The organism is Vibrio sp. 2134-1 (assembly GCF_033339495.1).
In genome coordinates this window covers 1-25,033 of record NZ_JAWOUS010000031.1, presented here as the reverse complement: position 1 = coordinate 25,033, position 25,033 = coordinate 1, and the positions used below count along the sequence as shown (strand labels likewise).

Below are 25,033 nucleotides of genomic sequence, written 5' to 3'. Positions count from 1 at the left end.
CTACGAAATTGTTTGCGTCATTAGTGGTATCACACAATTCCGCTGCATGACAAGCAAAAAGTCATTCTTTTTTCACATTAACTCTCAATTGGGACGCGGTATATAACATAACCAACCAGATAAAACATTTGTTTACAGAGTGTTCAAAAAAATTGAGGAACGTATGGGGCTGGCAATCATTCATAGTCGAGCAAGCGTCGGGGTGCAAGCGCCATCGGTTAGTGTAGAAGTTCATATCAGCAACGGCATGCCAGGGTTTACCTTAGTAGGCTTGCCAGAGACAACGGTAAAAGAGTCCAAAGATCGCGTACGCAGTGCGATCATTAATTCTAACTTTCAATTTCCTGCTAAGCGGATCACCGTGAACTTGGCTCCGGCAGATCTACCCAAGGAGGGAGGACGTTTTGATCTTCCTATTGCATTGGGAATTTTGGCCGCTTCGGAGCAAATCGCGACAGATAAGCTCAAAAACTACGAATTTGTTGGTGAGTTAGCACTATCTGGTGGTCTGAGGCCTGTAAAAGGTGTGCTGCCTGCTGCGCTGGAAGCTAGTAAGATTCAACGCCATTTGGTCGTCCCACATGTGAATGGCGATCAGGCGGCGCTGGTGGGGAAGGAACAACATAAATCGGCCCAATCATTACTGGAAGTATGTGCCGAGCTTTGTGGTCAACATCGACTGAATCTTTTTCAAACGCCTAAGCGAAAAACCATCGAAAAACATGGTCGAGACTTACAAGATATTATTGGCCAACAACAAGGTAAGCGAGCACTGGAGATTGCTGCCGCTGGAAACCACAACTTACTTTTCCTTGGCCCGCCAGGTACTGGAAAAACGATGTTGGCTTCGCGTTTGTGTGACTTATTACCGGAAATGAGTGACGAAGAAGCAATGGAAACCGCTTCGGTGGCATCGTTGACTCAGAGTGAAATTAATGAGCATAACTGGAAGTCGCGTCCGTTTCGTTCTCCGCATCATTCAAGTTCAATGGCGGCATTAGTCGGCGGTGGTTCGGTACCCAGACCAGGGGAGATCTCTTTAGCCCACAACGGGTTATTGTTTCTCGATGAAATGCCCGAATTTGATCGTAAAGTTCTGGACTCGTTACGCGAACCGCTCGAATCTGGCGAGATCATTATCTCTCGAGCGCAAGGTAAAACACGCTTTCCGGCTCGCTTCCAATTAGTTGGAGCATTGAACCCAAGCCCGACAGGATATTACGAAGGCAATCAAGCGCGCACCAATCCACAAGCTATTTTGCGCTACCTTGGTCGATTATCTGGACCACTGTTAGATCGCTTTGATATGTCTTTAGAAATCCCAGCTTTGCCCAAAGGGACATTAGCAGAAGGAGGTGATCGCGGTGAGCCGACTGCTATCGTAAAAGCGCGTGTGAGCCATGCGCGTAACAATATGCTAAACCGCAGTGGTAAGGTCAATGCACTGCTAGGTAGTCGAGAAATTGAGGCGTTTTGTCCCTTGCATAAGAGTGATGCTGAGTTTCTTGAAACCGCTTTGCATCGTTTAGGGCTCTCGATTCGTGCGTATCATCGTATTATCAAAGTGGCGCGAACAATCGCCGATCTGGATGGGGCGGAGCAAATTGAACGAACGCACTTGGCTGAGGCACTTGGGTATCGAGCGATGGACCGTTTACTGAAACAGCTTACGGCGCAAGCGGTATAGACAGCAAAGTGTCATCGCAACAAGTGTTGTAAGCACCTTGTTGCGATGAAGGACGTTAGAAGGTGTAGTTGAGACCAAGCGACAATAGGTACTCTTTCTCCTCATAAAACGTTATATTCGAGTCAGTTTGGCTATAGCCGGCTAAAGAAATGAACGACCAGTCTTGCCAGTCAAATACGTTTTGATATTCGTAGGCCGCAAATAGGCTGATGGTGTCGTCATTTCGTGTTTTAGCAAAAGTTTGGCTAGCGGCTTGATAGTCTTTCCATGCGTAACCCGCGGTGAGAGCCAATCGATGGCGGTTGATAAATTTAAACCAGCTAATGTCAAATCCGTACGAATCAAATGACTCCGCCTTACCGTCGGCATCTTGATTGATGTAGGTGAAAGCGGGTTGCAACATAGACGTTTGGTTGAGTGGAATGCGATAGTCGCCTTTGACATAGTAAAGGTTAGCATCGCGAGCAAGTGAGCGGTCTGTCACTTCCTCCTGCTCGATGTCTTTATCAGCATAAGCAAGATCAAGGTTGAAGTTCTTATCAATTAACCCTTTGATCTGAAAGCGATACGCATTGCCGTCAACATCCGTCTCTTTACGTGCGGTTCCTACTTGATAAGGGTTGCGCCAAGTTTCGCCTTTGAGTACCGTCGGCAGATAGGAAACATCGATCACGGTGCCAGATTGTAGCTCGTGTTGATAGCCCAACTGAAAAGCGAGTGTACCTACCGCGACATCTGAGCGTGTGGTACCGGCGTAAACTTGGTGGTTGAGTCGGCTACCAAAGGTGTATGTCACACTCCCTAGCGGTGCAGCGATAACGGAACTGTCACTATCGGCACGCTTATCGAGAGAATCGATGGTGTTACTATTTTCTGTATTGAAATTGGATTCTGATGATATGAATCCGGCATTCAGCGAAATTTCACCGCCAAAACCTGCGGTTTCAGCGAGTTGAGCCTGAGCAGAACTGACGACAAAGGCCAAAGGCAAGAGAAGTAGCCTTGGTTTCATTCGTTATCTCCTTGTTGTCGAATGAGTGGTGCACATATTGGTTGCGGTAACAAATCTGACCATTCCCACGCATGTTCCAATGTGGCAAAGGCGCAGTATAATTACACGCTGTTTTATTCTTCACACATTATCACTGTTGTTTGACTATCATGTTGGCATATTTGTTATTTTTTTTTAACGCTTCTTTTGTGATTCTCAATTCTGCGGTTTGTTCACTCGCAATTTGTGTTATCGCTGTATTTAAAATATTGCTTCCTGGCGTAAAGCTAAAAGCGATAGCGACCGCTTGTGCCAATAAGGTGATGTGGTTATGGGCTACCGTTAATGCGTGCATTCTGGCGGTATCTAACCGTGTTGAGTGGGATGTTCAGGGCGGTGAAGCGCTTAAAAAAGACGGGTGGTATCTGCTGATCAGTAATCATCTCAGTTGGACAGATATTGTTGTGCTTTGCTGCGTGTTTAAAGACCGTATTCCCATGCCGAAGTTTTTCCTCAAGCAACAACTGCTGTATGTGCCTTTCATCGGGATGGCGTGTTGGGCGCTCGATATGCCATTTATGCGTCGCTATTCGCGAGAGTATCTGATCCGCAACCCTCATAAGCGAGGTCAAGATTTAGAAACGACACGTCGCTCGTGCGCTAAATTCAAACACACTCCAACCACAGTGGTTAACTATGTCGAAGGAACCCGATTTACCGAAGAAAAGCAGCGTAAGAGTAAAGCAAACTATCAATATTTGCTGCAACCAAAATCGGGCGGGATTGCGTACACGTTAGCGGCGATGGGGGAACAGTTCGAGAGCATTATCGACGTTACGTTGGCGTACCCAGAAAATACGCATAAACCGTTCAAGGATTTATTGATGGGTCGAATGGGCAAGGTGGTTGTGCGTGTGAATGTGTTACCCGTTGATGAACGAGTGCTCGGTGATTACTTCAACGATAAGCCCTATAAGCGGCAATTTCAGCAATGGCTGAGTGATGTGTGGCAAGAAAAAGATCGGTTACTACAAGAGATTTACAAGTAAACAAAAGGGGAGCGATGTGCTCCCCTTTTGATTGATATCGATGTGCTTATTTTTTTAGTGTCAGCAAGTAGTTCACCAGAGAGAAGTACTCATCCATCGTTTTGATGCTTTGTGCTTGAACTAGGTATTTGTTGTTAACGATAACCGCAGGAACGCCGGTTAGACCGCTGTTTTCAAATTGCTTGTCCATACGGCGAACCATTGAATCAACCGCGAAGCCTTTGAATGCAGAATCGAATTTTTTCGCATCTACACCTTCATCAAGGAAGATTTGACGAAGTTCTTCATCATTACGTGGTGCTTTCTTTAGATTGTGGATGCGGTTAAACATCACTGGCACCATTTTGTCTTCCACTTTTAGTGCAACCATCGTTGCGTAGGCTTTGCTCATTGATGGGCCCATGTTGCCACCCATGAAAGAAACGTGGTTTTTTAATAGCTTAGTACCTTCTGGCAACTGCTTTTTCAGTTGCTGGATAACTGGTTCAAAGCTATTACAGTGCGGGCAGTAGAAAGAGAAAAACTCCGTCACAAGAGGTTTTTTTGATGCCTCAAGATCCAATACTTTGTAATGTTCACCTTCTTTGAATTGCGCTGCATGTGCCGACAGGCTTAACATCAGCATAGAAAACAGTGCGAACAGTTTTTTCATCGAAATATCTCCATTTTTGAATTTTTGGCCTGACTTACCATTGAGGCATTAAAGACAGCGGTGCTTCTTCTAAAGCGGCGATCTGCTCTTTAAATGCAAGGACCTGACCTTCCCAGTATTTTGGCTCATTAAACCATGGAAAAGCGAGAGGAAATGCAGGGTCATGCCAACGTTTTGCTAGCCATGCCATATAGTGCACCATTCGTAGACCGCGAAGTGGCTCGATTAGTTTCAATTCTGCAGGATTAAAGTCGCAAAACTCTTGGTAAGCCTCTAAAACAATATCCAACTGTATCAGTTTGTCTTGGCGTTCACCGTTCAGTAGCATCCATAAGTCTTGTACTGCAGGGCCGTTACGAGCGTCATCCAAATCAACAAACATAGGGCCATCTCGCCACAAAATATTGCCTGGGTGGCAATCGCCATGCAAACGAATCATATTGAAGCCTTCGTGCCAGTGGCTTTCAATTGATTTGATCAGCATATCCAAGTCATTGAAGAAGCTGTTCTCCAAGTGCATTGGAATCATATTGGCGTTTTGCAGAATCTCTCTTGGTTGATACAGGTATTCTTGTAAGCCGATCGTAGGGCGATGTTGGAAGGCTTGGCGGCTGCCGACTTTATGGATTCGGCCAAGGAAACGCCCTACACCTTCGAGCTGATCTAAATTGTCAACCTCGTATTGGCGACCACCCACGCTATCAAACAGCGCAAAAGCATAGCCTTGATAGTGATGCAGGGTTTCACCGTTGATGCGCACAGGTGGTGCGACGGGGATCTCATTGCCAATCAGCTCTAAAGTAAAGTCGTGCTCCTCTTGGATCTGTTCATTGCTCCAACGTTCAGGACGGTAAAACTTGACGACATAACGACGACGCTCTTCGTCAGTAAATTGATAAACACGGTTTTCGTAGCTATTGAGGGGAAGAAAGCCTGATTCTGCGCGAACGCCGATGCTTTCTAACGCGTACCACATAAAGTCTGGGGTAAGGGCGTCAAAGTTAAACATACTTTGGGACATATAAACAAAAAGGCTCATTACTGAGCCTTTTTCCATTAGTCATCGAAGTTATAGCTTCTTGATAAATCGGCTTTCCACTTCAATGGTGAATTCGTTGCTCTTATCGGTGAGTATAAACTGAATTGTCGTAATCGCAGAGTTTAGCTTGTCAGGATCGGCACCAAGACTCATTGGCAGGTTCAATACCTCACCTGGCTGGACCTGAATTGTCTGCTTACCATACCAGCTTACATCGGATAGCCCTTCAACATCCAACGAGTACTCTTGCACTTGCTGAGTTTTGTTGATCACCTTGAGGGTGTAGGTGTTTTCTACTTCTCCCGAGCTATTAACGCGGAACAGTTGGTTACGGTCGCGAATAACACTCATGCCGGCTGGGTCTACCGCTGCAATTTGGGCAAAGAAAAGACCGACCATGACTAGTAGTACGGCACCATAGCCTAGCAGCTTCGGACGCATGACTTTGGTACTCTTACCCGATAAGCGGTGCTCGGTGGTGTAACTAATTAGGCCTTTCTCGTAACCCATGCGATCCATGGTGTTGTCACACGCATCAATACAGGCGCCACAGTTGATACATTCATACTGCAAGCCGTCACGAATATCGATACCTGTTGGGCACACCTGCACACACAAATCACAATCAATACAATCACCCAAACCAAGTTGCTTTGGATCGGCTTTACGCGGACGTGGGCCACGTTTTTCCCCACGTTTTGCATCGTAGCCAACGATGAAGGTGTCTTTATCAAACATGGCAGACTGGAAGCGCGCGTAAGGACACATGTGAATACACATGATGGAACGCATCCAACCAGCATTACCATAGGTACAAATGGCAAAGAACATTACCCAAAAGACGGGCCAAAAGTTGGCGTTAAAGGTGAAAAAGTCGATAACCAATTGCTTCATTGGTACGAAGTAGCCAACAAAAGTAAAACCAGTGGCGAGCGCTATGGTAAACCAAGCTATATGTTTGACGGTTTTACGCATCGCTAAATTCGCCGTCAGCTTATTGGAGTCTTGTTTGCGGCGTTTATTGGCACTACCTTCGAGCTTCTCTTCAAACCAGATATACATGAAGGTCCAGACGGTTTGTGGGCAGAGATAGCCACACCAAACTCGACCTAAGAAGGTGGTAATAAAGAACAACCCAAACGCCGCGATCACAAATAGCAAGGCGAGTAGGGTAAGATCTTGCGGATACAATGTGGTACCGAAAAAGTTGAACTGCTGGTTGCCAATGTCGAGCAAGATCGCTTGACGTTCACCGTAAGGGATCCACGGTATCAAAGCGAAGAGAAGCAGTAAGAACCAACCACCGTAACGACGCAGTTTCTGGTAAGTCCCTTTGCTTTCGCGTACATAGATGCGATTACTTGGGTTGAACCGATCCCCATTCCCTTTATGAGTCTTAGGGTTGTAGGTTTTAGGAGTCACATCTTTGATATCGATCTTATCCTGACTCATGCACTCATCCTTCTTAGGCTTTTATAATGTACGGCGTCATTTCTATTGATGTCGCTCGATGACATTGCTACTTCGTCCTTATCATAAATCATGACCGGACATAATTATTTTAGTAAATACTGATGAACGGCGATTATACAATCAATAACAATTCCTTTTCTTTAACGCAGTCAATGTTTAACAACAAAAATCAGTACAGTTAACCTGATAATTGGCTGAACAGTTATAACCAATTGTGGGACTAAAAACTTTGGTTATAAAAAAGCGACTCACAGAGAGAGTCGCTTAAAGAATACTGGCTGTTGAGCTGGTTATTTGATGATGCCACGAGCGCGTAGGATCGCCGTTTTAAAATCGTCCTCTTGGTCTTTTTTGAGTCCAGGGATCATTTCATCTTTGCTGCTATTACGCATTTTAAGGTGGTAGATCAGTACATCGTCGGTCAGATCTTCTAGCTTTCCTTCATAGCCTGCTTCTTTTGCCAGCTTAACGATGAACTGCAATAGGTTCAGCTCCTGATCTTTATGCCATTCAGGCTCTAGTAGCTCAAGCAGCTCTTCAATGCGATGACACTTCATTTCTTTCTCCACAGAATTTATAGGTGTAATTAGCAGTAAAGGTACCAAATTGCTTTGCTAAGACCAAATAGGAAAAACGATCTCTTTCACCGTGGTTTGTTCTAAGTCTTTGAAGTTTTATGAGTTGCGTGCAAAGAAAAAAGCGCAGCTGGCGCCGCGCTTTTGATTAAGCTGCTTTGATAACTTTGGCCGGAACACTCGACATCATTGCTGTCTTCTCAACCAATGTCATTGCTGGCGCAACTTGCTTTGCCTTTGGTGCAGTAGTAAAGCCACTGCGGCGGCGCATTGCACTAGTATTAGTGTGTGCGAACCTGACTGTTGTTGGGCGCATTAATTTACCTAACTGTCAGGCATATCCATTGCCGATGTAATGGCCTGAATCATTATGAGCTAGGCTCCAACAAGATTGAAGAATCACTCTTCTGGCTCTCGCCAATCCAGTTAATGAGTCAGGAATACCGATATGCATGCATATCAAGTGTAAGATTAGCATCCTTGTAATAATTGGTCGATAGTTGAGCAATTGAATTGTTTAGATTTTGTCATTTTGTCGCGATGTTCGAGGCAATTTTTGTTTGATCCCACGATCAGCAGTAGTAGTATGAGATCTCGATGAAGGAGGTGCCTATGTCATTTTTGAAGAAGACACTTGCCAGTTTTGGGATTGGGAGCGCGAAGGTCGACTCAATCTTAAACCAAGACGTGCTATACCCAGGTCAAAGTGTGGATGTGTCTATCCATGTATATGGTGGTGCGACTGAACAAGCGATCGACAACATTGATTTAAAACTCTGTTGCCGCTACATCGCAGAAGCCCCTGATGACCGTGGTGCGCGAGAAGGACACAGCATGCGCCGAGTACCTCAAACTCATGTGCTTGCTAAGTGGAGTCTCCCTTACGCATTTACCATCCATTCCGGCGAAGAGCGTACCTTCGATGTTAAGCTCGATGTGCCTTGGAACACGCCTATCACCATTGGTGATGCCAAAGTATGGTTAGAAACCGGCTTAGACGTTGCCGCTGCTTTGGATCCGACTGATAAAGACATCCTCACCGTTCGACCTGATCCACTGATGGATGCGGTACTATCTGCATTTGAAGCGCAAGGTTTACGAATTCGCCAGGTGGAATGCGAGGAAGTGAAAGGATTCGATCTACCATTTGTGCAAGAGTTTGAACTGGTGCCAACCGACGGACCTTACCACGGCGTGTGGCGCGAATTAGAATTTGTTGCCCACCGCAGTGAGCAAGAGCTCAAGTTGTGGTTTGAAGTTGACCGCACACGCAAGGGGCAAGGTGGCATGCTCGCGAGCTTACTGGGTAGTGGCAAACTCAAGCGAGAGCTGACCATTCCTGCCACGACTAAGCCAGATCAAGTTGGCGAACTGGTACTCAATTATCTCGATCAAACTACTGCCGTTCATGAGTCTTAATTTAAGCTTACACGTGTAAGCCTAATGTGCCATACTAGAGCAAATTTCAAACTCTAGTATAGGCGCATTGATGTCCGAGCTGCAGAAACCTCAATACAGTCAACGTGAAGAACTGGCCAATACCATCACCCACGGTATAGGGATGATTTTTGGTATTGTTGGCTTGATACTGCTGTTAGTTAAAGCCATAGACCATCAAGCTGACACTTTAACGCTTACCAGTATGGCGATTTATGGAGCGAGTATTATCGTGCTATTTTTGGCCTCGACGCTCTATCATGCGATCCCTCATCCCAAAGCGAAACGTTGGCTAAAAACCTTCGACCATTGTGCTATTTATCTTTTGATAGCAGGCAGCTATACCCCTTTCTTGTTAGTCAGCTTAAGAACACCTCTAGCATTTGGGTTGATGATCGTTATTTGGAGCATTGCGTTGATTGGCATCATCATGAAAGTTGCGTTCGTCTATCGATTTAAAAAGCTTTCTTTGATGACGTATTTGGTGATGGGATGGTTATCGCTGATTGTGATTTATCAATTAGCTATTAACTTGGATGTCGGCGGACTTACACTGCTTGCTGCTGGTGGAATTGTGTATTCACTAGGGGTAATCTTCTACGTCGCGAAGCGCATTCCCTTTAACCATGCGATCTGGCACGGCTTTGTTTTGGCTGGCTGCGTGTGCCATTTCTTTGCGATTTATTACTTTGTTGAGCCTATCTAGCCGATAGGCTCAACAAAGAATATTAAACACGTATTAGCGAGTTTTTACCTCTAGCACTTTGGCAGAAAACTGGTATTGCTGTGATTGCGGTACAGCCAATTTAATGCTCTTACCTTGTTCCGCTTGCTGTGGTCGCAGGTAGGTATCCGCCATGCGCTTGATGGATTGCCAAACCGTCACGTTTTCTTTTGCCAGTTGCTGACCAGACATATCAAACACTTGCACCTCAACTTCCACTTGAATGACAGATTGAGAGCTTTGGTTAGTGATTGATGTAGGTAAAATAAGCTCACCGCTTTGATAGCTTGCTGAACCAATCAATATATCCACACCTGAATCTGATAGCTGCATGGTTGGCTTTTTGGCGTTTACCACTACGGTCGTGCCAACGGTTTTCGTTACCACAGGAATTGTCGCAATCGCAGGAGCTGCGATTGTTTCAACTACGCTTGCTGTTGTTTGTGTCTCCGTCGCTTGTTGCGCCGGTTTTTTCATGACGTACTCCCAGGTAAAGTCATCGTTCAACTTCACTTCTCGACCATCGGCTAAAGTGATGACCTCGGCGGCGTATGTGGATGAGGCGGCAAGTAGGGTCGCCAGAGTAATCCATGTTTTCATTGTTATACCTTTTAATTAGAGTCTGCTTAGCGGCGCCAAAACGCAGGAAAGAACAGTACAAGAATAGTCAGAATTTCCAAGCGGCCCATTAACATCCCAAAGCTTAAGAGCCATTTGGCAGTATCGGGCAGAGGCGCGAAGTTGCCTGTCGGGCCAATCACACTGCCCATACCAGGGCCAACATTGGCAACGGCGGTGATTGAGCCAGAAATACTGGTCACAGGGTCGAGGCCAAGAGCACTTAAACAACCCGCGATAAAGATAATGGTGATAAAAAACATCAAGCCAAATGCCACCACTGAGCGAACAATATCATCATTCACCGGTCGCTGGTTATAACGCTGTACAAACACCCCAGAAGGGTGAATCAACTTCATCATTTGTTTGTTTAGCAGCGTCATTGCAATTTGGAAGCGGAAGATTTTGATCCCGCCAGACGTTGATCCTGAGCATGCTCCCGCCATCATTAAGAATGCGAAAAGAGTAGTGGGTAATGCGCCCCATGCGGTGAAGTCTTCTAAGCCAAAGCCAGTTGTGGTGACGACAGAGACAATATTAAACATCGACACTCGCAGGGCATCCAAAATGGTGTACCCATCTCGAATCACTAGCCAAGCTGAAATCACTAAGCTAGAGAATACGAACAGGTACGCAAATCCTCTAACTTGAGCGTCGTTAACCAACACATCAATACGGCGTTTACGTAATGCGGCGATAAAGAGCAAAAACGGCAAACCACCTAAGAACATAAAGGTAGTGGCCACCCAATGTGCGCCATTAGAGAAGTGGTTCATTGACCCATCAGATGTAGAGTATCCACCCGTCGATAGCGTAGTAAAGGCATGGTTGATTGCTTCGAACAGGTTCATGCCGGTGACCAAGTAGCCCAAAATACATAAGCCTGTTAGCATCAAATAAACCGCTACGATGTTTTTGGCGACCGTTTTCGCTCTTGGACTACTTTTATCCGACCAATCTGATGATTCGGTTTGGAATAGCTTCATACCACCGACATTCAGCATAGGTAACACTGCTACCGCCATCACGATAAAACCAATGCCACCAAGCCACTGTAAAATAGAGCGCCACAGCAAGATGCTCGGCGCCATGTTGTCTAGGCCACTGAGCACCGTTGAGCCCGTCGTGGTGATACCCGACATCGTTTCGAAGTAGGCGTCGGTGAAGCTGATGTGGTTGATAAACACAAATGGCAAGGCGGCAAACGCACTCGCGATGGTCCAAACCAAACTGGTGATGAGGAACATATCGCGTACGCTGAGTTTGAACTTGGCGGTTCGACCTATCGTTAGGCAGATGAAGGCGGCAAGGTGCGTGATCACAACGGCTTGGGCGAAATCGAGGAACCCCCCCGTACCGGTAAAGAAAGCGACCAAAGTCGGCACGTACATAAACAGGGCCAGTTTGGATAAAACCAGCCCGATAACAAACAGTACGGGACGTAAGTTGACCATAGGAAAATCCTAGAGGAAGAATGGACTCGGCTGGAATAGCGCTTCGACGTCTGATACGTATTTTTTGTTGACCAGGAACATCACCACATGGTCATCCTGCTCGATGACCGTACGGTCGTGGGCAATAAGAACTTCTTCGCCACGAACGATAGCACCAATGGTGGTCCCAGGTGGAAGCTTTATATCTCCAATCGCACGTCCAACCACTTTAGATGTACTTTCATCACCGTGAGCGACGGCTTCAATCGCTTCCGCAGCGCCGCGGCGAAGTGAGGATACGTTTACGATATCAGCGCGACGAACGTGCGTTAGCAAGGCTGAAATAGTGGCTTGCTGAGGTGAGATTGCTACATCAATTACGCCGCCTTGTACCAGGTCTACATAAGCGCCACGTTGGATCAGCACCATCACTTTTTTAGCGCCCATGCGTTTTGCCAACATTGCAGACATGATGTTGGTTTCATCTTCGTTGGTCAGCGCGATGAAGACGTCGACTTGGTCGATGTTCTCTTCCGAGAGAAGCTCTTGGTCTGCCGCATCACCGCAGAACACGATGGTGTTTTCTAGTTGCTCAGAGAGCTTTTCTGCACGCTGGTAGTTACGCTCAATCAGCTTCACGCTGTAAGTTTGCTCTAGGCGTTTTGCCAAGCTTGCGCCAATGTTACCCCCGCCAACAATCATGATGCGGCGGTACGGTTTTTCTAGGCGCTGAAGCTCACTCATCACTGAGCGAATATGATTACTTGCTGCAACGAAGAACACTTCATCGTCGGCTTCAATAATGGTGGTACCTTGTGGGCGAATCGGACGGCCTTGACGGAAAATCGCCGCCACACGGGTATCGATGTGCGGCATGTGCTCACGCAAAGCAGACAGCGCGTTACCCACCAACGGGCCACCATAGTAAGCTTTCACCGCCACTAGGCTGACTTTCTGTTCAGCAAAACTCACCACTTGCAGCGCGCCTGGGTATTGGATCAGACGTTCGATATAGCTCGTGACGAGTTCTTCTGGTGCGATAAGGTGATCAACAGGAATAGCACCAGATTTAAACAGGGCTTCTTTTTCGGCCAGATATTCTGGAGAGCGAATACGCGCAACGCGGTTTGGGGTATTGAATAGAGTGAACGCGACCTGACAGGCGGCCATGTTGGTTTCATCAGTGTTGGTTACTGCGACGAGCATATCGGCGTCTTGCGCGCCAGCTTCGTGTAGCACGTCTGGATGGCTCGCATGGCCATTGACCACACGTAGGTCGTATTTGTCCTGCAATTCACGCAGTCGGTCGGCATTATTGTCGACGATGGTGATGTCGTTGTTTTCACCCACTAGGTTTTCTGCCAGTGTGCCGCCAACCTGACCTGCACCAAGAATAATGATCTTCATACTCTTTTCTCGTATCTGAAAAAGGCGATTGAAATCACTTCAATCGCCCTATTTAGCATGCTGTTACGCGTGTGTTTTAGTTAGCACTGCGTAGTAGAAACCATCCATATCTTCTTCGCCTGGTAGAATTTGACGACCAGGCTGGTCGGGATCAGAATCCAGCAGTTGCGCATCCGCGGTACGTGCTAAAAACGCTTTTACTTGCTCCACGTTTTCTTGCGGTGTGATTGAACAAGTCGCGTAAACCATGGTGCCGCCGGGCTTCAGTTGCGTCCACATGGCATCAAAAATTTCACTTTGCAGCTCTGCTAATGCGGCGATGTCGTCTGCACGACGTAGCCATTTGATGTCTGGGTGACGACGAATCACGCCAGTCGCAGAACATGGGGCATCCAGCAAAATGCGATCAAATTGCTCGCCTTGCCACCATTCTTGTGGATTACGCGCATCACCGCAAACCACTTTTGCCTGAAGGTTGAGACGCTTCAGGTTTTCATGCACACGTTTCAAGCGTGTGTCGTCGCAGTCAATCGCGACCACTTCACTGCCCGACGTGCGCTCTAGAATGTGCGCCGTCTTGCCACCTGGCGCTGCACAGCAATCTAAAATCCGTTCGCCGTCTTGTGGTTTTAGGTAGTTGATCGAAAGCTGAGCTGCCGCATCTTGTACCGAAACCCAACCTTTCTCAAAACCAGGCAGCTTCATCACATCACATGGTGCGGCCAATTTTATGGCGTCCATTGCTTCTGTGTGTGGCGTGCTATCAATGTTTTCATTTTTGAGCAGCGCAAGGTATTCATCACGAGTGTGATGTTGTTGGTTCACACGCAGCCACATTGGTGCTTTTTGATTGTTTGCTTCAACAATGCTTTCCCATTGCTGTGGGTAGGCCTCTTGCAGCAGTTTTAGTAACCAGCTTGGATGACCGTACTTGCCAGCGTTGTTGCTGACGGCCATTTGGTCGAGTTCTTCTTGGTTGCGCTGGTAGTTACGCAATACAGCGTTAATCAAACCACGCAGACGAGGACCCTTCAGCTCTTTAGTGCCTTCAACTGTTTCACCGACAGCTGCGTGCGCAGGAATACGCATGAAGCTCAGTTGGTAAATACCAACCAGAATTAGGTGATGGAATACACGTTGTTTGCCTTTGAGCGGCTTATCCATCAACTGGTTTGCGATCATTTCTAGGCGAGGTAGGTAACGTAGCGCACCGTAACAAATCTCTTGTAGCAGAGCATGGTCACGAGGTCGTACCGTTTGTTGAGCCGCTGGAAGAGCGCTTGAAAGTGAGTGGCCCTTGTCGACGACAAGATACAGGACGTTAGCAGCCGCAGCGCGAACATTCATGATGAGTACCTTAAAGTAAAGGAGGGCATCTCTGCCCTCTAAAAGTTCGTATAATTGGGGATAATAACCCCTAGTATGGCTTAAACCAGCAGAGTGCCAACTTCAAACCAAGCCGCACGCGAATTCAGAATATCCTGAACTGACATGGCTTTTTTGCCAGGAACTTGCAGTTGCTCTAGCACCAGTACGCCGTTGCCTGTCGCAACATAAATACCGGTTTTATCTGCTTGTACGATGGTGCCGGCTGGTTTGTCACTGGTTTGCTCTGCCACACGGCTTTGCCATACTTTGATGCTGTTTTCTGCCGCCTCAAAGTGGCTCATTGGCCATGGGTTAAATGCACGAACGCAGCGCTCAATGTGCGTCGCATCGTCGTTCCAATTGATGCGTGCTTCTTCTTTGCTGAGCTTTTTCGCGTAGTTCGCGAGCTCATCGTCTTGCTTCACTGGCACTGCCTTACCCGCAGCAATGTCTGCTAGGCAGTCAATCAGGGCTTCTGGGCCAAGCTCAGCCAATTTTTCGTACATTGAAGCGCTGGTATCTGTCGCTTCGATTGGCAGCGTGGCAATCTTCAGCATATCACCAGTGTCGAGACCGATATCCATCTGCATTATGGTCACGCCAGTTTCTGCATCGCCCGCCCAAATAGAGCGTTGGATTGGCGCCGCACCACGCCAACGAGGTAGGATAGAACCATGTACGTTGATACAACCCAGTTTAGGGGTATCAAGAACCGCTTGTGGCAGTAGCATACCGTACGCCACGACAACCATGAGGTCGGCGTTCAGATCGGCAAGTTCTTGTTTCGCTTCGTCGGACTTAAAGCTTTCAGGTTGGTAAACCGGGATATTGTGTTCTAGCGCCAGTTGTTTTACCGGTGGCGCAGCCAATTTTTTGCCACGACCCGCTGGACGATCTGGGTTTGTGTAAACCGCGGTGACTTCATGCTCCGAAGACAACAACGCCGCCAAGTGACGGGCGGCGAAATCCGGAGTACCTGCAAAGACAATTCGTAAAGACTGACTCAAGGTAGACTTCCTTCTAATTGGTATGGTTCGAGATTAAGCGTTTTGCTGCTTCTCGTTAAAGCGTTTGATTTTCGCTAGCTTGTCCTGAATGCGTTTGCGTTTCAGTGGCGATAGGTAATCCACGAACAGCTTACCTTGTAAGTGATCAAGCTCGTGTTGAACACAAATCGCTAACAGGTCGTCGGCTTCAAAGGTGAACTCTTTGCCATCACGATCCAGTGCTTTAACGGTAACTTCTGCAGCGCGAGGCACAAGTGCGCGTGCACCTGGTACCGACAGACAGCCTTCTTCGATGCCATCTTCGCCACGCTTTTCCAGAATCTCAGGGTTGATTAGCACCATCGGCTCATCGCGAGTTTCTGAAATATCAATCACTACGATACGTTTGTGGATATCAACCTGCGTTGCAGCAAGGCCAATACCTTCTTCGTCGTACATGGTTTCAATCATGTCATCGACGATTTTTTGAATCTCAGGCGTCACCGCTTCAACAGGCTTTGCGACTGTGCGCAGGCGATCATCCGGGAATGTTAATACTTGTAATACAGACATATTCACTCGAAATATTGAACTGTGCCGAAACAGCACAAACCTTGTTGGCTCAATTCTAGACATTTTATAGCCTAAATGACAGCATCCTTGCACCAATTTCCATTCTGGTTCCTGCTTAATAGACCAAGGACGAGGGTCATGAATCGAATTTTCCGCAACGTTGCCAGTGTTACGTTGCCGTTACTTTTCTCTTTCAACGCTGTAGCAAATGTGGATGCGAACCCACTGACTGTTAAAGATGATGCGCCACAAACGTATGTAGTCGTGAAGGGCGATACGCTATGGGATATTTCGGCCATGTACTTAGATAGCCCGTGGTTGTGGCCTCGTTTATGGCAAGTAAACCCGGAAATCGATAACCCTCATTTAATTTATCCCGGAGACAAGCTGTCTTTGGTGTGGATTAACGGTCAGCCCGTGTTGAGCCTAAAACCGGTTAAGAAGCTGAGCCCGAAAGCTCGCATCACAGAAAAGAAAGCCGTACCAACGGTCGCGGAAGGTTTGGTGATGCCTTACCTTAAATCGGATCGGTTGCTAGATAAAGATTCGTTGAACAGAGCAGCAAAAGTGATGGGTAGCAGCAAAGGCAGTAAGTATCTGACTGCAGAAGATGTGCTGTATATCAATGGCAATCAGACCGCGACAGGTTGGGCTATTTACCGACCAGTAGCTACCTTTTCGCGTGACGATGTGTCCGAAGAGATTACCGCGCTGCGTTTGATTGCCAAAGGCGAGCTCGTTGAAGCTTCGAGTGATTATTCAGGTTTGAAGCTTACATCGCAAATGCAAGAAATCCTACGTAACGATATCGCGTTGCCAAATCAATCGGTTGAGAATACTGACTTCACAACAACGTTCTATCCGCTGCCGTCGCCACAAGGCAGTTCTGCAAAGTTGCTAGGTAATATCGAAGGTATTCGCTTTAGTTCAACTAACCAAGTTGTGGTGATTGATAAAGGCACGTCAGACAATCTGAAGCAAGGCAGTGTGTTTGATTTAAAAGAAGACGCGCACCCAGTTTACAAAGACGGCGATGAGTTCAAGAAAGAGTTTGGCGTGCTTGATAAGAAAATTACTTTGCCTCAAAGCAAAGTTGGTGAGTTGCTGGTCATTCGCCCTTATGAGTACTTTAGCTTGGCACTGATCACTAACAGTACGAAACCCATTAACCAAGATATTTCGGTGGTGTCACCGTTGGCGGACGAATTAACCATCGATGAATCGACGAAATAACGATGATCTCGCTGCCTGGTTAAAACTGAGTTGTTTACCAGGCATTGGCGGCGTCAAAATGAATAAGCTACTGGCAAGAGACACGCCACGTAACATCGTAAACTTCTCTCCTGAACAGCTACAACAACTTGGGTTAACAACTAAGCAAATTCAAGCTTGGGCTTCAACAGATAAAGAAGTCGATGCTTGTTTAAGCTGGCTTGAGGCTTCTACAAATCATCATATCCTGACACTGACTGACCCGTGTTATCCACCTCAGCTCAAACAAATCGTTGCACCGCCACCTCTACTTTTTGTTCAAGGATACCCTACTTGTCTTTCTCTGCCACAAATCGCGATGGTTGGAAGTCGAAATGCGAGTATTGATGGATTACAGCATGCACGTCAGTTTGCTGCAGAGTTTGTTCAGCACGATTTTATTGTCACCAGTGGTCTCGCTTTAGGCATTGATGGTCATGCGCATGATGGTGCGTTGCAAGCGGGTGGTAAGACGATTGCGGTGCTAGGATCTGGCTTAGAAAATATTTATCCGGCACGTCATCGTGGTTTAGCGCAACGTGTTATTGAACATGGGGCTTTGGTGTCTGAGTTTCGGCCTAATGCCAAGCCGCGCCCAGAAAACTTCCCGCGTCGTAATCGTATTATTAGTGGATTATCGCTTGGTGTACTGGTCGTCGAGGCGGCGAAAAAGAGCGGCTCGTTAATTACAGCTCGTTACGCGCTTGAGCAAGGTCGAGAAGTATTTGCTCTGCCAGCGTCAATCAATGCCCCCAATGCCTGCGGTGGAAACCAGTTGATACGTCATGGCGCTTGCCTCGTAGAAAAGACGAAAGATGTCTTAGATGAAATACAGTCCTTGCTTGATTGGTCTATTAATCAGAGTACCGATTTATTTTCTACGTTAAATGATGAAGAAGAATTGCCATTTCCTCAGCTGTTAGCTAACGTAGGAAGTGAAGCTACACCGGTTGATATTCTTGCAAACAGGACCAATATACCTGTCCAAGAAGTCATGATGCAGCTCTTAGAGTTAGAACTCTCTGGGCATGTCGTTGCGGTTTCAGGTGGCTATATTCGAAAGGGGAGGGGCTAGCTATGATGATGGATATACTGATGTATCTATTCGAAACCTACATCCATAGCGATGCAGAGTTACAGGTCGAACAAGACGAGTTGGAAGAAGAGTTGCTTCGTGCAGGCTTCCAACAAAAAGATATCTACAAAGCCCTTGTCTGGTTAGAAGAGCTTGCCGCATTGCAGCAAAGTGACACCTCTTCTGCAATCTCGACTTGCATGGCTTCGTCATCAACTCGTATCTACACAGCGAAAGAGATGCAGCGTTTAGATTTGGAATGCCGAGGATTTCTATTGTTTCTCGAGCAAATCAATGTGTTAACCACAGAAACTCGCGAAATGGTGATTGACCGAGTGATGGGATTAGAAACGAGTGAGTTTGAGCTTGAAGACCTCAAATGGATCATTCTGATGGTGCTGTTTAATGTGCCTGGCAACGAAAACGCTTACACGCTAATGGAAGAGCTGTTGTACACCAAGGAACAAGGGATTCTTCACTAACCATCTGGGCAAGTTCGAGTTTAGCTAGAATAAACGCGAGCTTGTCTTTTTGTGTGTTTTTCACGAAACGGTAAGTATGAGTAGTAAAATCGACAACACCCTTTTCTCTGCCCATGAACACGCTTTGGAACACGAGCCGTGTCCAAAATGTGGTGGTGAGCTAGCTCTCAAGCACGGAAAACATGGCCCATTTCTCGGCTGTAACCATTACCCAAGCTGTGATTATATTAAACCGCTACACAGCAATGATGGGCACATCGTGAAAGAGTTGGGTGTGCCTTGTCCTGAGTGTGGCAATGAGTTGGTACTCCGCCAAGGGCGCTACGGCATGTTTGTCGGTTGTAGTAACTACCCGGCTTGTCATCATATTGAGTCGATTAATCAACCAGAGCCAGAGGCGCAGTCACAAGAGCAACACGCTTGCCCTGAATGTGGCAAAGGACATTTGGTTGAGCGTAAAACCCGATTTGGCAAAACCTTCTACGCATGTGACAACTACCCTAAATGCAAATTTGCTGTGAACCTTGCTCCGGTCAAGGGGCGATGCGAAGAGTGTGGTTTTACTCTGTTGGTGGAGAAGAAACTTGCCAGTGGTGTGAAATTGCAATGTGCCAACCGTAAGTGCCAGCACACCCAACAAGGGTAAATACATCAAAGGAATTAAAAAGGGTCGCATCGTGCGACCCTTTTTTGTTTTTTTGCTGCCAAACGTTAGTGTTGAGGCTGTTTAGCGAACGCTTGCACGGCTGGGAAAGCTATTGGGTCTAAGATGTCTGCCAGGGCGCACAACCTACGGTGCAATTCTCCTGGGTAGTCGCCACACACGTTGATGTGTCCCATCTTGCGACCTGCACGTTTCTCTTTGCCATACCAATGAAGGTGGCAACCATCCATTGATAACAATGCATCTGGTAGTGTGTCTTCACCAAGAATATTGATCATTGAGGTTTCACGAACCAATTTCGTACTACCTAATGGTAAGCCGCACACTGCGCGCAGATGGTTTTCAAACTGACACGTTTCTGCACCTTGCTGTGTCCAGTGACCAGAGTTGTGCACGCGTGGAGCAATCTCATTCACTAAAAGTGCCCCATCGACATCAAAGAACTCAAGCGCTAATACGCCAACGTAATCTAGGCTATCTGCGACTGCCGTGAACATTTGCTTTGCTTGTTCCTGTAACCCTGGCGCATCAATCGCAGTAGAAAGACTCAATACACCGTTGGTGTGAACATTCTCTGCCAGAGGGTACACTTCCACACTGCCATCTTTGCTTCGAGCACCAACCAGTGATACTTCGCGGTTAAAAGGAACAAACTCTTCAGCAACAATCGCTTGAGTTGGTGTTGCCGCGATGCACTCTGCCATCTCAGTCCAAATGTCGTCGACTTGAGAAGCTTCTTTTAAGCGCCATTGGCCTTTACCATCGTAACCACCTAATGCACTTTTCAGAACCATTGGCATACCAACGTGTTCAATTGCGCGGTCAAAGTCTTCACGAGTTTCAATGACGTAGTATTTCGCGTTGCGCACGCCGGCATCATCAAGCAGTGCTTTTTCAATACGGCGATCACCACCTGCTTTGATGGCTTGCGTACTTGGTAGGAACTTGCCGCTCGCTTCGCAAACCTTGAGCACGTCATGTGGAATATGCTCGAACTCGGCAGTAATCACATCAACTTGCGTAATCGCATTTTCCAAACCATGGCCAAGTACCTGTTGAGTTAAAGGGTGAACGACATCACCGTTGGTGACATCGTAAGCTGAAATTTGAATATTCAGTGGCGCACCAGCCAGAGACATCATACGAGCCAACTGACCCGCACCAAGAACCAGTACATGCATCTGATTAATCCTCTGCAGGGTTTGGATTTGCGAGAACTGTTTCCGTTTGCTCATTACGGAATGCTTCTACCTTCGCCATGATGTTTTCATCATGAGTGCCTAGGATTTGCGCTGCTAGGATACCGGCGTTTGCTGCGCCCGCTTCGCCAATCGCCAATGTACCAACCGCAATTCCCTTTGGCATCTGTACAATAGAAAGCAGTGAATCCATACCTTTCAGTGCACGAGACTGAACGGGAACCCCAAGCACTGGCAAACTAGTAAACGCCGCCGCCATACCTGGTAGGTGGGCTGCACCACCTGCGCCTGCGATGATAACTTTGATGCCGCGTTCTTTTGCGCCACTGGCGTAGTCAGCCAGTAATTGAGGAGTTCGGTGTGCTGACACGACTTTTGTTTCGTAAGGCACGCCAAATTGGTCTAGCATGTCCGCTGCTAGTTTCATGGTTGGCCAATCGGATTTAGAACCCATGATGATACCGACTTTCATCTCAAACTCCTTTAAGCTGCAAAAATTAGGTGAGCTATAAATTTGTGCGCATTATACGGGGATTTTTATCTCAAGCAAACGTTTGCGTCTTGTTGTTGGCGCTATTGATACATTTTATAAAAAAATTGCTTTAGTGTCTGAGAATGAATATTTGTACACTTAGTGAAAACAACACAGTCAAACAAATAGGAAGTAATCGGTGGATAACTTTGAACAAGTGCTCAACGCACTCAAGCAAGGCGAAGTGATTGCCTATCCAACAGAAGGGGTTTTTGGTGTCGGATGTGATCCAGATAACCCAGAAGCAATTCAAAAGCTATTAGAGCTCAAGCAGCGTCCGGTAGAAAAAGGGCTGATTCTCATCGCGGCAAGTTATGATCAGCTCTTGCCTTATATTGATGAATCTCAGTTGACTGAAGAACAATTACAGACTGTTCATGCCACTTGGCCAGGCCCATACACTTGGATCATGCCAGCGAGCGATAAAGTATCCAACTGGGTTTCAGGGCAGTTTGATTCAATTGCGGTTCGTGTGACTGATCATCCTTTGGTGCAAAAAATGTGTAATGCATTCGGAAAGCCGTTAACCTCTACCAGCGCGAATCTTTCCGGCTTACCACCGTGTATGACCACGGAAGAAGTCGAAGAGCAGTTGGGTGATAAGCTGGTCGCCATTCTTCGTGGCGAGACCAGCGGTCGTGATAAACCCAGCGAGATTCGTGACGCCAAAACTTCACAAATATTAAGACAGGGTTAACCCTGCTAGCCAGCCATCATTAGGTTTCACGTAATAGGTAATAACGTATGTCAGCGATCGATAAGCACGCCGTAAAGCAGTTCTTGATGTCACTTCAGGACTCCATTTGTCAGCAGTTAGAACAAGAAGATGGAAAGGCCGTCTTTGTCGAGGATGCATGGCATCGTGAACCGGGCGAACGTCTTGGTGGCGGTGGGCGCTCACGTGTTATGCGTGATGGCCTTGTTTTCGAGCAGGGAGGCGTGAACTTCTCGCATGTGGAAGGGAAAGAAATGCCAGCATCTGCGACAGCGCATCGTCCAGAGCTAGCGGGTCGTCGTTTTGAAGCGATGGGTGTTTCTTTGGTTATTCACCCTAAAAACCCTTATGTACCGACTTCACACGCCAATGTCCGCTTCTTTATTGCAGAAAAAGATGGCGAAGACCCAATTTGGTGGTTTGGTGGTGGTTTTGACCTAACGCCGTTCTATCCATTTGAAGAAGATTGCCAATCATGGCACGACACTGCAAAACTGCTTTGTGCGCCATTTGGTGACGATGTTTACCAAGAGCATAAAGCATGGTGTGACAAATACTTCTTCCTACCACATCGTAATGAAACTCGCGGTGTTGGCGGTTTGTTCTTTGATGATCTAAACCAGTGGGAATTTGATAAGTGTTTTGCTTACATCAAAGCAGTCGGTGAAGGCTATTGCCAGGCTTACTTGCCGATCGTTTCTCGTCGTAAAGAGATCGAGTATGGTGAGCGTGAGCGTGAATTCCAACTATATCGTCGCGGCCGTTACGTAGAGTTCAACTTAGTGTATGATCGTGGTACCTTATTTGGTTTACAAAGTGGTGGGCGTACTGAGTCGATTCTGATGTCAATGCCGCCGCTCGCTCGCTGGGAGTACTGCTACGAGCCAGAAGCGGGATCGCCAGAAGCTGAACTTTACGAGCGATACCTAACGCCCCGAGAGTGGTAAGCACGGAATCTCCTTTTCTATATAGATAGATAGTGATAGGGTCATCTGTAATCAGGTGGCCCTGTTTTCTCTATATCTAAGTAAGGAACAAAGGTAAGGAAATGACCCAGCAAATCGATCGCTATGCCGTGTTTGGTAATCCTATCGGACACAGTAAGTCGCCATTCATTCACACCTTGTTTGCTCGTCAAACTAATCAATCTTTGGTGTACACCGCAGAAAGTGCACCTGTTGATGGTTTTATTGACGCGGCGAAGGTGTTTTTTGCTGAAGGTGGCAAGGGGTGCAACATCACTATGCCATTTAAAGAAGATGCTTATCAATTTGCTAGTCGATTGACAGAACGGGCTCAGTTAGCAGGCGCGGTAAATACCCTCAAGAAGTTAGACGATGGTGAAATCATCGGTGACAACACTGATGGTGCAGGTTTAGTGCAAGATCTGCTTCAGCATCAGGTTGTATTGGAAGGCGCGCGAATCCTAATTATTGGCGCTGGTGGTGCAGCTCGTGGTGTTATTAAGCCACTACTTGATCAAAAGCCGACCTCTTTAACCATTACCAACCGTACCTTTAGTAAAGCACAGGAGCTTGCAGAGCTGTTTGTCTCTCACGGTCCTATCCTCGCCAAAGAGATAGCAAGTATTGATGAAGAGTATGATGTCATCATTAACTCCACATCCGCTTCTCTTAGTGGTGAACTGCCGACTATTTCATCCTCCATCTTTGCCGCTAACAGTACAAGCTATGACATGATTTATGGCAAAGGGGTGACGAGCTTTAACTTATGGGCAAAAGAGAATGGTGCCGCTCATGCGTATGACGGTCTTGGAATGTTAGTTGGGCAGGCTGCGGAAAGCTTTATGCTCTGGCGTGGCTTACGTCCTGGTGCCAAACAAATTCTCAGAGAACTAAGAAAGAACCTTGAAGGTCAATAAGCGATGAATCAATCCATCTTATTCCCAGATATTCAATCATGGGATGAAGTATCACAATCGGTAAACTTTTCGGCGCAACAATCAGGCGCACTAATAGAGTGCTTTGTGACGAAACAAAAGTTAGAAAAGCTCAGTGGTTCACTGATTGAAACTGAGCAAGCGGCAATTAAAGTGTTTACTGATTACCGATTCGACCTAGAAGAAATGGCTGAAGAGCTAATAGAAGATGAAGCCTTCAACGAAGAAGGCCATATCATCATCGGTTAACAGGGTTTTAGTTCAAGTCTTTTACTTCATTTAAGTAGTCGTTTTTGTTCTGCACATAGTTGTTGGCAGACTTTTGCAAGAAAGCTCGTTCTTTTTCTGATAGAGGGCGAGCTTGTTTTACTGGGCTTCCAACATATAAGTAGCCACTTTCTAATACTTTCCCAGGTGGCACTAAACTGCCTGCTCCGACCATCACCTCTGACTCAATTACAACAGCATCTAAAACAATAGCTCCCATACCAACCAAAACACGATCGTGGATCTCACAACCGTGCAGCATCACTTTGTGGCCAATCGTAACGTCATTACCAATAATCAATGGGTAGCCGTTTGGGTTTTCGGCGTTCTTATGGGTGACATGCAAAACACTGCCATCTTGAATATTCGTTCGATCACCAATGTGAATGTGGTTTACATCGCCTCGCGCTGCTACCAATGGCCAAATGCTAGAATCATCGCCAATTCGGATATCACCGACTAAAACAGAGGTTGGGTCAACGTAAACACGCTCACCAAGTTCAGGCTTTATACCTTTGTAGCTTCTCATTGAGCTCATCTTTTTTCCTTATTCAGGGCGATTACAGGGTGTATGGAGGTAGAATAGTAGTGAAAACTCGCCTTTTAGAATAAAAAACACCCAAACGATAAAAAAATCAAAAAAAACGAGAAAAAGGGCTTGCCAATGTGATCGCAATCTCTATAATGCCACCTCGCTGACACGGCAACGCTTCGAAGCTTAAGTTTCGAAAGTAAGAAGCCAAGTTAGCAAGCCAAATTAGCCAAGCGGAAACGCTTGAAGAAAGTTTGAAAAAAGTGATTGACACTAAACTTTAACTCGCTAAAATGGCCGTCCTGTTTTGAGCAAAGCTCAACAGGAAAGCTCTTTAACAATATAGACCTATCAATCTGTGTGGGCACTCGTTGATGATAATCCAATTCGATACTTCGGTATCA

27 protein-coding genes are annotated in these 25,033 nt (G+C 46.7%); 12 read left to right on the top strand and 15 right to left on the bottom strand.

What is annotated here, in order from left to right; genetic code table 11:
• Positions 1 to 163 precede the first annotated feature (163 nt).
• A complete protein-coding gene (locus tag R7R78_RS22060; RefSeq protein ID WP_005383862.1) occupies positions 164 to 1,687 on the top strand; it encodes a YifB family Mg chelatase-like AAA ATPase in 1,524 nt (507 codons plus the stop codon).
• Between the two features lie 55 nt (positions 1,688 to 1,742).
• On the opposite strand, the gene R7R78_RS22055 is transcribed toward R7R78_RS22060, so the two are convergent.
• Positions 1,743 to 2,699, bottom strand: a complete 957-nt coding sequence (locus tag R7R78_RS22055; protein ID WP_005383865.1) for a DUF2860 domain-containing protein — start codon at positions 2,697 to 2,699, stop codon at positions 1,743 to 1,745.
• A gap of 149 nt (positions 2,700 to 2,848) precedes the next feature.
• Here R7R78_RS22055 and R7R78_RS22050 point away from each other — a divergent pair, with 149 nt between their 5' ends.
• Positions 2,849 to 3,727 (top strand): acyltransferase, encoded by an 879-nt coding sequence (locus R7R78_RS22050; protein WP_005383867.1) that lies wholly within the window; start codon positions 2,849 to 2,851, stop codon positions 3,725 to 3,727.
• A 46-nt stretch (positions 3,728 to 3,773) separates the two neighbouring features.
• Here the strand turns inward: R7R78_RS22050 and R7R78_RS22045 are convergent, their stop codons facing one another.
• The 5 genes from R7R78_RS22045 to R7R78_RS22025 form a co-directional block, all read right to left on the bottom strand.
• Positions 3,774 to 4,379 (bottom strand): thiol:disulfide interchange protein DsbA/DsbL, encoded by a 606-nt coding sequence (locus tag R7R78_RS22045; protein WP_225474244.1) that lies wholly within the window; start codon positions 4,377 to 4,379, stop codon positions 3,774 to 3,776.
• A gap of 34 nt (positions 4,380 to 4,413) precedes the next feature.
• The gene (locus tag R7R78_RS22040) at positions 4,414 to 5,400 is read right to left on the bottom strand and encodes a serine/threonine protein kinase (RefSeq protein WP_225474246.1); all 987 of its coding nucleotides are present in this window, start codon (positions 5,398 to 5,400) and stop codon (positions 4,414 to 4,416) included.
• A 48-nt stretch (positions 5,401 to 5,448) separates the two neighbouring features.
• A complete protein-coding gene (gene ccoG / locus R7R78_RS22035) occupies positions 5,449 to 6,870 on the bottom strand; it encodes a cytochrome c oxidase accessory protein CcoG (RefSeq protein ID WP_225474243.1) in 1,422 nt (473 codons plus the stop codon).
• Positions 6,871 to 7,181: 311 nt separating this feature from the next.
• Positions 7,182 to 7,448 (bottom strand): YihD family protein, encoded by a 267-nt coding sequence (locus R7R78_RS22030; protein WP_017821571.1) that lies wholly within the window; start codon positions 7,446 to 7,448, stop codon positions 7,182 to 7,184.
• A 166-nt stretch (positions 7,449 to 7,614) separates the two neighbouring features.
• Positions 7,615 to 7,782: a hypothetical protein gene (locus R7R78_RS22025; RefSeq protein ID WP_005379043.1), complete on the bottom strand. Its 168-nt coding sequence runs from the start codon at positions 7,780 to 7,782 to the stop codon at positions 7,615 to 7,617.
• A 296-nt stretch (positions 7,783 to 8,078) separates the two neighbouring features.
• Between R7R78_RS22025 and R7R78_RS22020 the strand changes: the two genes are divergently transcribed.
• Both R7R78_RS22020 and trhA read left to right on the top strand, forming a co-directional pair.
• Complete coding sequence (locus tag R7R78_RS22020) at positions 8,079 to 8,885, top strand: sporulation protein (RefSeq protein WP_031781056.1); 807 nt, start codon at positions 8,079 to 8,081, stop codon at positions 8,883 to 8,885.
• Positions 8,886 to 8,955: 70 nt separating this feature from the next.
• Complete coding sequence (gene trhA, locus R7R78_RS22015) at positions 8,956 to 9,609, top strand: PAQR family membrane homeostasis protein TrhA (RefSeq protein WP_005379047.1); 654 nt, start codon at positions 8,956 to 8,958, stop codon at positions 9,607 to 9,609.
• A 33-nt stretch (positions 9,610 to 9,642) separates the two neighbouring features.
• On the opposite strand, the gene R7R78_RS22010 is transcribed toward trhA, so the two are convergent.
• The 6 genes from R7R78_RS22010 to def all read right to left on the bottom strand — a co-directional run bounded on the left by R7R78_RS22010 (position 9,643) and on the right by def (position 16,012).
• Complete coding sequence (locus R7R78_RS22010) at positions 9,643 to 10,227, bottom strand: DUF3157 family protein (RefSeq protein WP_169629131.1); 585 nt, start codon at positions 10,225 to 10,227, stop codon at positions 9,643 to 9,645.
• A 26-nt stretch (positions 10,228 to 10,253) separates the two neighbouring features.
• Complete coding sequence (locus R7R78_RS22005; protein ID WP_005386656.1) at positions 10,254 to 11,699, bottom strand: TrkH family potassium uptake protein; 1,446 nt, start codon at positions 11,697 to 11,699, stop codon at positions 10,254 to 10,256.
• Positions 11,700 to 11,708: 9 nt separating this feature from the next.
• Positions 11,709 to 13,085 (bottom strand): Trk system potassium transporter TrkA, encoded by a 1,377-nt coding sequence (gene trkA / locus R7R78_RS22000; RefSeq protein WP_005379062.1) that lies wholly within the window; start codon positions 13,083 to 13,085, stop codon positions 11,709 to 11,711.
• Between the two features lie 63 nt (positions 13,086 to 13,148).
• The gene (rsmB, locus tag R7R78_RS21995) at positions 13,149 to 14,432 is read right to left on the bottom strand and encodes a 16S rRNA (cytosine(967)-C(5))-methyltransferase RsmB (protein WP_085570047.1); all 1,284 of its coding nucleotides are present in this window, start codon (positions 14,430 to 14,432) and stop codon (positions 13,149 to 13,151) included.
• Between the two features lie 80 nt (positions 14,433 to 14,512).
• On the bottom strand, positions 14,513 to 15,460 hold the full coding sequence (gene fmt, locus R7R78_RS21990) for a methionyl-tRNA formyltransferase (protein ID WP_225474242.1): 948 nt from the start codon (positions 15,458 to 15,460) through the stop codon (positions 14,513 to 14,515).
• A 33-nt stretch (positions 15,461 to 15,493) separates the two neighbouring features.
• Positions 15,494 to 16,012 carry a peptide deformylase gene (gene def, locus R7R78_RS21985; protein WP_005379068.1) on the bottom strand — a complete coding sequence of 173 codons (519 nt, stop codon included), beginning with the start codon at positions 16,010 to 16,012 and terminating at the stop codon, positions 15,494 to 15,496.
• Positions 16,013 to 16,150: 138 nt separating this feature from the next.
• Between def and R7R78_RS21980 the strand changes: the two genes are divergently transcribed.
• The 4 genes from R7R78_RS21980 to R7R78_RS21965 all read left to right on the top strand — a co-directional run bounded on the left by R7R78_RS21980 (position 16,151) and on the right by R7R78_RS21965 (position 19,466).
• On the top strand, positions 16,151 to 17,245 hold the full coding sequence (locus R7R78_RS21980; RefSeq protein WP_017821578.1) for a LysM peptidoglycan-binding domain-containing protein: 1,095 nt from the start codon (positions 16,151 to 16,153) through the stop codon (positions 17,243 to 17,245).
• Entirely contained in the window at positions 17,229 to 18,338 is a 1,110-nt protein-coding gene (gene dprA, locus R7R78_RS21975) for a DNA-processing protein DprA (protein ID WP_225474241.1), read from the top strand. Before R7R78_RS21980 ends, dprA begins: the two co-directional genes overlap by 17 nt.
• A gap of 2 nt (positions 18,339 to 18,340) precedes the next feature.
• Positions 18,341 to 18,820 carry a DUF494 family protein gene (locus tag R7R78_RS21970; protein WP_005379074.1) on the top strand — a complete coding sequence of 160 codons (480 nt, stop codon included), beginning with the start codon at positions 18,341 to 18,343 and terminating at the stop codon, positions 18,818 to 18,820.
• 76 nt (positions 18,821 to 18,896) lie between these two features.
• Entirely contained in the window at positions 18,897 to 19,466 is a 570-nt protein-coding gene (locus R7R78_RS21965) for a type I DNA topoisomerase (protein ID WP_085570045.1), read from the top strand.
• Between the two features lie 65 nt (positions 19,467 to 19,531).
• Here R7R78_RS21965 and R7R78_RS21960 read toward each other — a convergent pair whose 3' ends face one another.
• Positions 19,532 to 20,665: a 5-(carboxyamino)imidazole ribonucleotide synthase gene (locus tag R7R78_RS21960; RefSeq protein ID WP_225474240.1), complete on the bottom strand. Its 1,134-nt coding sequence runs from the start codon at positions 20,663 to 20,665 to the stop codon at positions 19,532 to 19,534.
• A 4-nt stretch (positions 20,666 to 20,669) separates the two neighbouring features.
• Positions 20,670 to 21,155: a 5-(carboxyamino)imidazole ribonucleotide mutase gene (gene purE / locus R7R78_RS21955; protein ID WP_005379082.1), complete on the bottom strand. Its 486-nt coding sequence runs from the start codon at positions 21,153 to 21,155 to the stop codon at positions 20,670 to 20,672.
• Positions 21,156 to 21,354: 199 nt separating this feature from the next.
• Here purE and R7R78_RS21950 point away from each other — a divergent pair, with 199 nt between their 5' ends.
• The 4 genes from R7R78_RS21950 (at position 21,355) to R7R78_RS21935 (ending at position 24,079) form a co-directional block, all read left to right on the top strand.
• Positions 21,355 to 21,912 carry an L-threonylcarbamoyladenylate synthase gene (locus R7R78_RS21950; protein ID WP_005379084.1) on the top strand — a complete coding sequence of 186 codons (558 nt, stop codon included), beginning with the start codon at positions 21,355 to 21,357 and terminating at the stop codon, positions 21,910 to 21,912.
• A 47-nt stretch (positions 21,913 to 21,959) separates the two neighbouring features.
• Positions 21,960 to 22,877: an oxygen-dependent coproporphyrinogen oxidase gene (hemF, locus tag R7R78_RS21945; protein ID WP_053350839.1), complete on the top strand. Its 918-nt coding sequence runs from the start codon at positions 21,960 to 21,962 to the stop codon at positions 22,875 to 22,877.
• A 101-nt stretch (positions 22,878 to 22,978) separates the two neighbouring features.
• Positions 22,979 to 23,812 (top strand): shikimate dehydrogenase, encoded by an 834-nt coding sequence (gene aroE, locus R7R78_RS21940; protein ID WP_005379088.1) that lies wholly within the window; start codon positions 22,979 to 22,981, stop codon positions 23,810 to 23,812.
• A gap of 3 nt (positions 23,813 to 23,815) precedes the next feature.
• The gene (locus tag R7R78_RS21935) at positions 23,816 to 24,079 is read left to right on the top strand and encodes a DUF1488 domain-containing protein (protein ID WP_005379090.1); all 264 of its coding nucleotides are present in this window, start codon (positions 23,816 to 23,818) and stop codon (positions 24,077 to 24,079) included.
• Positions 24,080 to 24,086: 7 nt separating this feature from the next.
• Here R7R78_RS21935 and R7R78_RS21930 read toward each other — a convergent pair whose 3' ends face one another.
• Positions 24,087 to 24,635, bottom strand: a complete 549-nt coding sequence (locus R7R78_RS21930; RefSeq protein ID WP_213969140.1) for a gamma carbonic anhydrase family protein — start codon at positions 24,633 to 24,635, stop codon at positions 24,087 to 24,089.
• Between the last annotated feature and the right edge of the window lie 398 nt (positions 24,636 to 25,033).

Coding starts and splice junctions, on each gene's coding strand:
- R7R78_RS22060 (WP_005383862.1), top strand. CDS start 164: ATGGGGCTGGCAATCATTCATAGTCGAGCAAGCGTCGGGGTGCAAGCG.
- R7R78_RS22055 (WP_005383865.1), bottom strand. CDS start 2,699: ATGAAACCAAGGCTACTTCTCTTGCCTTTGGCCTTTGTCGTCAGTTCT.
- R7R78_RS22050 (WP_005383867.1), top strand. CDS start 2,849: ATGTTGGCATATTTGTTATTTTTTTTTAACGCTTCTTTTGTGATTCTC.
- R7R78_RS22045 (WP_225474244.1), bottom strand. CDS start 4,379: ATGAAAAAACTGTTCGCACTGTTTTCTATGCTGATGTTAAGCCTGTCG.
- R7R78_RS22040 (WP_225474246.1), bottom strand. CDS start 5,400: ATGTCCCAAAGTATGTTTAACTTTGACGCCCTTACCCCAGACTTTATG.
- ccoG (WP_225474243.1), bottom strand. CDS start 6,870: ATGAGTCAGGATAAGATCGATATCAAAGATGTGACTCCTAAAACCTAC.
- R7R78_RS22030 (WP_017821571.1), bottom strand. CDS start 7,448: ATGAAGTGTCATCGCATTGAAGAGCTGCTTGAGCTACTAGAGCCTGAA.
- R7R78_RS22025 (WP_005379043.1), bottom strand. CDS start 7,782: ATGCGCCCAACAACAGTCAGGTTCGCACACACTAATACTAGTGCAATG.
- R7R78_RS22020 (WP_031781056.1), top strand. CDS start 8,079: ATGTCATTTTTGAAGAAGACACTTGCCAGTTTTGGGATTGGGAGCGCG.
- trhA (WP_005379047.1), top strand. CDS start 8,956: ATGTCCGAGCTGCAGAAACCTCAATACAGTCAACGTGAAGAACTGGCC.
- R7R78_RS22010 (WP_169629131.1), bottom strand. CDS start 10,227: ATGAAAACATGGATTACTCTGGCGACCCTACTTGCCGCCTCATCCACA.
- R7R78_RS22005 (WP_005386656.1), bottom strand. CDS start 11,699: ATGGTCAACTTACGTCCCGTACTGTTTGTTATCGGGCTGGTTTTATCC.
- trkA (WP_005379062.1), bottom strand. CDS start 13,085: ATGAAGATCATTATTCTTGGTGCAGGTCAGGTTGGCGGCACACTGGCA.
- rsmB (WP_085570047.1), bottom strand. CDS start 14,432: ATGAATGTTCGCGCTGCGGCTGCTAACGTCCTGTATCTTGTCGTCGAC.
- def (WP_005379068.1), bottom strand. CDS start 16,012: ATGTCTGTATTACAAGTATTAACATTCCCGGATGATCGCCTGCGCACA.
- R7R78_RS21980 (WP_017821578.1), top strand. CDS start 16,151: ATGAATCGAATTTTCCGCAACGTTGCCAGTGTTACGTTGCCGTTACTT.
- dprA (WP_225474241.1), top strand. CDS start 17,229: ATGAATCGACGAAATAACGATGATCTCGCTGCCTGGTTAAAACTGAGT.
- R7R78_RS21970 (WP_005379074.1), top strand. CDS start 18,341: ATGATGATGGATATACTGATGTATCTATTCGAAACCTACATCCATAGC.
- R7R78_RS21965 (WP_085570045.1), top strand. CDS start 18,897: ATGAGTAGTAAAATCGACAACACCCTTTTCTCTGCCCATGAACACGCT.
- R7R78_RS21960 (WP_225474240.1), bottom strand. CDS start 20,665: ATGCATGTACTGGTTCTTGGTGCGGGTCAGTTGGCTCGTATGATGTCT.
- purE (WP_005379082.1), bottom strand. CDS start 21,155: ATGAAAGTCGGTATCATCATGGGTTCTAAATCCGATTGGCCAACCATG.
- hemF (WP_053350839.1), top strand. CDS start 21,960: ATGTCAGCGATCGATAAGCACGCCGTAAAGCAGTTCTTGATGTCACTT.
- aroE (WP_005379088.1), top strand. CDS start 22,979: ATGACCCAGCAAATCGATCGCTATGCCGTGTTTGGTAATCCTATCGGA.
- R7R78_RS21935 (WP_005379090.1), top strand. CDS start 23,816: ATGAATCAATCCATCTTATTCCCAGATATTCAATCATGGGATGAAGTA.
- R7R78_RS21930 (WP_213969140.1), bottom strand. CDS start 24,635: ATGAGCTCAATGAGAAGCTACAAAGGTATAAAGCCTGAACTTGGTGAG.